We start from the raw sequence: 7,299 nt of genomic DNA on the forward strand, positions 1-7,299 counted from the left end.
AAGATGACAAATACGCGCTCTATGGTGAAGTTGCTGCACGTTCAAGCTTTAATGACTTTGGTGACAGCTACTCACTTAATGGAACGGTGGGCTTTAGAGCCAAGTTCTAAACGACCTTTATAGGTAAGGGCATCGTCAGAGTGATTTTTAAATTTGATCATGGCGTGATGTTTTTACGCCATGACTTTGACGCTTGCATAAAACTGGCTCACCCTGCCTTTTTGAGGTAAGTGAGAGTTAGTCCGACAACACCTGTAAGAATATCAATCTTCACCGCCGAAAAACGTAAACAGAGGCAAAGTGCAGGAAATTGTCAAATAATAATAGAAAATAAATTGCTTAAGAAAAAGACAGAATTAAACTCTTTGAAATCCCATTGTATTGTGTGGAATAAAAAGGAACGATCGTATGATCGTGATGTTTAATGGCGGAGGGACAGTACCCTTTGTTATTGTTTCAGACTGTCTAAGACCGTCCCATTTTGTTTTGTTAGCAATATCAATTGGTTATTGTCCTTTTTTCTCCCTTATAATACCATTGCTTCCAAGTTTTATTGGCGGATGAGATGGAGGATGAAAAAACTATAAGAAATCTCAATTTATTGATTTAAAATTAGTTTTTGTCGAAATATGGCGGAGGGGGTGGGATTCGAACCCACGGTACAGTCGCCTGCACGCCGGTTTTCAAGACCGGTGCCTTAAACCGCTCGGCCACCCCTCCAAAAAGGATGCGCAAGTCTTTACAAGGTTCTCGCTAAAGGTCAATCACTTATTTAAATTTTTTTGAGCCAAATTTAATTTGCCTTCGTTCCTTTATAGATGTTCACTTTCAGATCGCGCACTTTTTTGCGCAATGTATTGCGATTAAGGCCTAAAAGCTCTGCTGCCTTGATCTGGTTTCCCTTTGTCGCTGTGAGGCACGCAAGAATAAGTGGATACTCGACCTCTTCCAATACGCGGTGATAAAGTCCGGCGGGGGGCAGTTCATTGCCGAAAGAAGCAAAATATTTTTGCATATTCATCTCGACCGCTTCGCCGATGGTTATATTGTCATTAACAGAAACCGGATTGTCAGCCCCTTGATGACCGGTTTCATTTTTTAATTCGGTCTCGATAACATCGACCGCGATTTCTTCCTGCGGATAAAGTGCGGCAAGTCTACGCACAAGATTTTCCAATTCCCTGACATTGCCGGGCCAGGTATAGCGACGTAACAGATCAAGCCCTTCATTGCTGATATGTTTCAAAGGCAATCCGTCATCGGTTGCCATTTTGAAGAAATGACGCACGAGATCGGGAATATCGTCGGCTCTTTCACGCAAAGCAGGAATGCGCAAGGGTACAACATTAAGTCTATAAAACAGATCTTCGCGGAATTGCCCCTGATTGATAAGTTGATGCAAATCCTTATTGGTTGCAGCAACAATTCTGACATCGGTCTTGATCGGTGTTCGCCCGCCAACGGTCATATATTCGCCCTGTTGCAGGACACGTAAGAGGCGAGTTTGCGCTTCCATGGGCATATCGCCAATTTCGTCAAGAAACAATGTGCCACCGTTGGCTTGTTCAAAACGCCCGCTTGAACGTGTGTTGGCACCGGTAAAAGCGCCTTTTTCATGACCGAATAATTCTGATTCAATGAGATCCTTGGGGATTGCTGCCATATTGATTGCAACAAACGGCCCTTTGCGTCTTCTGCCGTATTCGTGAAGTGCACGTGCGACAAGCTCTTTTCCTGTTCCTGACTCGCCGGTAATCATAACGGTAAGGTCAGTCTGCATCATGCGGGCAAGAATACGATAAATTTCCTGCATTGCAGGTGAACGCCCGACAAGCGGCATCGTGTCGTTTGTTTCGTCGGATTTTTGTTTTTCGCTCTCGGGGCGGGGTTCAACCATAGCCCGTCCTACGATATTAATCAGCTCCGATAGATCGAACGGTTTAGGTAGATAATCGTAGGCTCCGGCTTCCGAAGCTTTGATTGCGGTCATAAAAGTGTTTTGCGCACTCATGACAATAACAGGAATTTCCGGCCGCGCCTTTTTAATGCGTGGCAAAAGATCGAACGCATTTTCATCCGGCATCACGACATCGGTAATGACAAGATCTCCATCGCCATTGGCAATCCAACGCCATAGCATTGCAGCAGTCGGCGCAACCCGCACATCGTAACCGGCTCGTGAAAGAGCCTGATTGAGAACAGTGCGGATTGCCGCATCGTCATCAGCGACAAGTATCATCCCTTTAGTCATTGGCTTTCTCCGCTTGACTTTCTTTCTGTCTCTTCCGGCCGCCACATAGGCAAGAGAACGCGGAATATCGTCCGGCCCGGTTGTGAATCGCATTCGACGACGCCACCATGGTCGTTCACAAGTTTTGCAACAAGAGCAAGGCCGAGACCGGATCCATTTGGTTTACTGGTGATAAACGGGTCAAAAAGGTTTTCCTGAATGTCTTTGGGTACACCTGGTCCATTATCCTCTACACAAAATTCCATAGGCAACGTGACTTTATCATGCCGTCCTTGAACGGAAAGTTTGATGCCCGGTCGATAGGACGAGGTAAGCGTAATTGTCGGATTTTTTACACTGCCCAGCGCTTCAGTCGCATTTTTAACGAGATTGAGGAAAATCTGGATAAGCTGATCACGATTGGCATAGACCGGAGGCAGTGACGGATCATATTTTTCGACAAATTTGATCTTTTTTGCGAAACCGCTTTGCGCCAGCCTTTTTACGTGATCAAGCACTGTGTGAATATTAACCGGAAAACGTTCGATTGGCCGTTCATCGGAGAACACTTCCATACGATCGACCAAAGCAACGATACGATCTGTCTCATCGGTAATCAGACGTGTGAGCTGCCGGTCATCATCACTGACAACACTTTCAAGTAACTGGGCAGCCCCTCGTATCCCCGAAAGCGGGTTTTTTATTTCATGGGCAAGCATTGAAGCAAGGCCGGTTACAGAACGGGCAGCCCCTCTATGGGTCATCTGCCTATCGAGCTTTTCGGCCATGGATTTTTCCTGAAACAATACAACGACACTTCCCGGTATTTCAGGTAATGGTTGGACAAAGATATCGACAAGTTTGTCATAACCGAGTTTTGGCGATGACAAATCGACATGATATTCATTAACCGGTTTCGGTTTTTCTCTGACCTGATTGATAAGCGAGATGAGAGGACTGCCAAAGGGTAAGAATGTTTCAAGCTTGTTTCGTGCCAACACAGAAGAGCTTGCTTTGAAGAATTGCTCGGCATCGGCATTGGCATAGGCGATACTATTATCCTTGTCGACAAGAATAACCGGATGTCGCACGGCATCAAGCACCAGTCTTGCAAGATTTTGTTCGCAATTTTTTGCTTTTTGTTGCATTGTCAGGCTGCCTTTTCCGGATTACCCAAATTTCTCGAAAATATCGAATTCAACAATGTCAGAACGTGTTCCGGTTTGCGTGAGGTCATGAGTTGCTGCCGCTCTTCACTGCTATAGAAGCCCTTGGCGTGTTTATTCAAATACCAATCGAGATGTTTACGGGCGTGACGCACGCCGGTATTTTCGCCATAATAATCAAGCATCGCCCGATAATGATCGCAAATATAATTTCCGATATTCTGGCAGAAGGGATGGCCTGCGATCTCTCCTGCCAACCACGGTGCACCATAGCATGCCCGCCCGATCATAACCGCATCGGCGCCGGAACGACGCAGGCATTCTTCCGCTTGCTTAGGATTGCCAATGTCGCCATTTGCTACCATCGGAATTGAAATGACATCGCGAACTTTTTTCAAAGCATCCCAATCGGCTTGACCGTTATAAAATTGCATTCTGGTGCGGCCATGCACGGTAATCATGGAAATACCGGCTTCTTCAGCCATTTTTGCCAGTTCCGGCGCGTTGATTGTTGTTTCATCCCAACCGAGCCGCATTTTAAGCGAAACGGGAATTCTTGCTACTTTGAGAACCGCTTCGATCAAGGACATAGCAAGTTTCAGGTCGCGCATAAGGGCAGCACCGGAATATCCGCCGATAACCTTTTTGGCCGGGCACCCCATATTGATATCAATCATATCGGCATGGTTATCCTGAACAATTTCGGTTGCTCTTGCCATCCATTCCGGCTCGCGACCGGCTAGTTGCACAACGTGCTGTGGAAGACCCTTGCCATTTATGCGCATTTGGCTTTCAACCGCGCCGGAACATAATTCCGCGCTTGCCACCATTTCCGAAACCACCATACCGGCACCGGCACGCCAACTTCTTTGACGGAAAGGTAAATCGCTCACACCGGACATAGGAGCAAGAAAAACACGGTTTCTAAACTCGATATTGCCAACTTTGAGAGGTGTGGAAAGAAAGGTCAATCAGTTATGCCTTTTTGTTGTGCAATTTTAAAAACGCCTAATCTTTTACCATTTTATCAATAAAAGGCAATGCTATGAAGAGATTTCGCTGTCCGGATCGATATTTATTGATGAAAAATAATGGCATTAAAAGCGGGGTAATAAATATAAATTGAAATGCGGAAACGAATTGCACATTGTAAGATAGCGACAGGCTATTGAAAAAATCAAAAAGCTGTATCAATTTTGTTTCGTAATAACTCCGAAACTTTGAAGGGATAGAGATTATGAAATTGTATTTTGCGCCCGGTGCTTGTTCACTCTCTCCACATATCGTAGCGCTGGAAGCCGGAATTCCGATCAAACTTGAAAAGGTTGATTTGGCCAAAAAGAAAACGGCAAGTGGCAAAGATTATCTGACTGTCACCCAAAAAGGCTATGTTCCAGCACTGGAACTTGATGACGGCCGCGTTATTACTGAAGGTACTGCTATTGTTCAATATCTTGCCGATCTAAAGCCTGAAAAGAATTTGGCTGAAAAACCGGGTACTTATGAGCGGGCGAAAGTACAGGAATGGCTGAATTATATTGCAACCGAGCTTCACAAAGGTTTTGGACCGCTTTTCCATCCCGGTTCCGAGGAAGAGAAAAAAGCTGCCAAAGCAAAGCTTATCGAACGATTGACCTATGCTGAAAAACAGCTTGAAAATTCCGAGTTTATTGCAGGTGATCATTTCACTGTTGCCGATGCCTATCTGTTTACAATTCTGACATGGTGCAAGTTTGTGCGGATTGATCTTCTCGATATGCCGGCCTTGTCGTCCTATATGGAAAAGATTAATAATCGCGATAGCGTCAAAAAAGCTTTCGCAGACGAAAAGGCAGCCTGAAACACGCTTTACATACACGGAAGACAATTGCAAAAGCAAATGGATGTCACGTGTAGTTTATTTTAAAGGTTTTCAAGGGGAAGAAAAGCCTGCTTCTGACTGAACGTCTCGGCAGGCTTTTCATTTGTTAAACTCATTATTCGGTTAAAAATATTTAATGCGACCATGAACATACGTGATTGATCAACGGTGGTTGGAACATTACAATATTGCTGAATAGTGTGTGATGCCTTGGCTATATCCTGATCGGTCGATTGTTAATATCCTGATTTGGCTTCTCATTCGGTTTAAAGCTTCAAACGAGCTGTAACGACTATGAAAAGAATGTTCGTTTTTTAAGCCTGCTCAAAAGAGTTTGTGATCATCTCCTTGGTTAAGTGATGTGAGAGCGACTTTTTCCTGTATGAAATGAAGTTTCCTCTTGAACTCGGAGTCTTTCCCGTTATATTGCAGCCTCGCTGGAGAGGTGGCCGAGTGGTTGAAGGCGCACGCCTGGAACGCGTGTATACGGGCAACCGTATCAAGGGTTCGAATCCCTTTCTCTCCGCCATTAGGGCATCATGATCATACGGTGTTTCTTTTTATCCCACACAATACAACGAGATTTCAAAGGTTTGATTCCGTCTTTTTCTTAAGAGATTTTTTCTGTTATTATTTAAAAATTTCCTGCACTTTTCCTCTGTTTGCGTTTTTCGGTGGTGAGGATCAATATTTTACGGCTGTTGTCAGACTAACGCTCCCCCCCGTTTCAAAAGAGCAGGGAGAACCATTTTTATGCAAGTGGCTAATTATATCACTCTTGAAGAGGTGTCGTTCGTTTTTGCTTGTATGTTTGTCTGGTGGTGAGATGCCTTTCGTGATTAAAATAATTGTAAATTCGTCCGTGTATATCGATAAAATCTTCATAAATGAGGCTTTTAAACTTTTAAAATGCTCGTTTTCGTCGCCGGAAGGTTAGATGAGAATTCTTACATCAATTATTAAGACGGCGGCCTGTTTCTTGAAGATCTTCTATGTCAATATTCCGGAATGCTGCTTTATATGATGTAGGCATATTTGTATTATAACTTCTGTTACCCCGTTTTTTTTCATAGTTTTTTGATAGATTCCAACGGCATTTTTATTATTTCGACGCCTGAAAACATAACATTCAAGAACTTCCAAGAACTTTGCCCCCATGATCAGCTGTTTGCTATAGATAATGTTGAACACCATTGATGTTGAAGAAGACTTCATCCAAACGCTATCGCCAATTCGAGCGTTGGTTCTCACATTTCTTTCATATTGAACGAGCTATTCATCTGGCAAAAGAGATACCTGATAACGCCCAGTTTTAAGGAAAATATCTATACCTAAATCATGTAATATATCTTCAACTTGGCGAAAGCAGAGTTGGAATTTTGAGTAATACATCACAAAAAAATGAATTAATTTTTGGTATAATTTTTAAATATTATAATGTATTTTTCTAATTCATTTTGTAAATGATATTAGTAATAATCATATTAAAAAGTTAACCGGTTAATTAAATATCATTGAAACACGATTAAAATACAATTTTAATATTAATAATATTATAGAGTCACTTGATTATTAAAAAATGATATTGTAGAAGCCAAAAAATTAACAAATGAATTCTTTTATTTTTTAGGGGTGTAAAATGAAGAACTTGACCTTAATGGGCTTACTGTTATGTGGAGTGAGCTCGTTTACTGTGTCGGCATACGCGGGTATTACCGAAGATTTAACTGGTAAATGTAGTCCTTATAATTGTGTATGGAGTGATGACGAAGTTGAACAAACGACTGGAACAGAAAAAACTTATGCTCGTATGTTTATAGGAAGTGGAACATACAGCCTTTCTGGCCCGGATACTGTTTTAAATATAAAAATAAATGAAGGTGCACCGGCATATCTACGTCAGGGAAGCCTATATGTTGGTAATCCGGAAGACAGTACCAGTAATCACACCTATTTGTTTATGAATGATCATGCAAAAGTTAATTTGGATTCTAGCTTTTATATCGGGGGCGACCAAGGAAGTGACTCGAGTTCCACGGCAG

General features: G+C 42.9%; 5 protein-coding genes and 2 tRNA genes. 3 read left to right on the plus strand and 4 right to left on the minus strand.

Features of this window, described 5'->3' with window-relative positions:
- Positions 1–630 precede the first annotated feature (630 nt).
- The 4 genes from H3V12_RS10970 to dusB all read right to left on the minus strand — a co-directional run bounded on the left by H3V12_RS10970 (position 631) and on the right by dusB (position 4,367).
- Positions 631–720 (minus strand) — tRNA-Ser (locus tag H3V12_RS10970).
- 73 nt (positions 721–793) lie between these two features.
- Positions 794–2,251 (minus strand): nitrogen regulation protein NR(I), encoded by a 1,458-nt coding sequence (ntrC, locus tag H3V12_RS10975; protein WP_075870904.1) that lies wholly within the window; start codon positions 2,249–2,251, stop codon positions 794–796.
- Positions 2,248–3,378 (minus strand): nitrogen regulation protein NR(II), encoded by a 1,131-nt coding sequence (locus H3V12_RS10980; protein ID WP_075870905.1) that lies wholly within the window; start codon positions 3,376–3,378, stop codon positions 2,248–2,250. Before H3V12_RS10980 ends, ntrC begins: the two co-directional genes overlap by 4 nt.
- A 2-nt stretch (positions 3,379–3,380) precedes the next feature.
- Positions 3,381–4,367, minus strand: a complete 987-nt coding sequence (dusB, locus tag H3V12_RS10985) for a tRNA dihydrouridine synthase DusB (RefSeq protein WP_198214701.1) — start codon at positions 4,365–4,367, stop codon at positions 3,381–3,383.
- Positions 4,368–4,633: 266 nt separating this feature from the next.
- Between dusB and gstA the strand changes: the two genes are divergently transcribed.
- The 3 genes from gstA to H3V12_RS11000 all read left to right on the plus strand — a co-directional run.
- Positions 4,634–5,236, plus strand: a complete 603-nt coding sequence (gene gstA / locus H3V12_RS10990) for a glutathione transferase GstA (protein WP_198214702.1) — start codon at positions 4,634–4,636, stop codon at positions 5,234–5,236.
- Between the two features lie 460 nt (positions 5,237–5,696).
- A tRNA-Ser gene (locus H3V12_RS10995) sits at positions 5,697–5,786 on the plus strand.
- Between the two features lie 1,110 nt (positions 5,787–6,896).
- Positions 6,897–7,299, plus strand: a 403-nt coding sequence (locus H3V12_RS11000; protein WP_198214703.1) for a hypothetical protein, incomplete at its 3' end; no start/stop codon positions are given.

Source organism: Bartonella sp. W8167, assembly GCF_016100335.1.
GTDB lineage: Bacteria > Pseudomonadota > Alphaproteobacteria > Rhizobiales > Rhizobiaceae > Bartonella > Bartonella apis.

What these genes read in the sequence shown, in the direction of transcription:
- gstA (WP_198214702.1), top strand. Translation starts at nt 4,634, where the DNA reads ATGAAATTGTATTTTGCGCCCGGTGCTTGTTCACTCTCTCCACATATC.
- ntrC (WP_075870904.1), bottom strand. Translation starts at nt 2,251, where the DNA reads ATGACTAAAGGGATGATACTTGTCGCTGATGACGATGCGGCAATCCGC.
- H3V12_RS10980 (WP_075870905.1), bottom strand. Translation starts at nt 3,378, where the DNA reads ATGCAACAAAAAGCAAAAAATTGCGAACAAAATCTTGCAAGACTGGTG.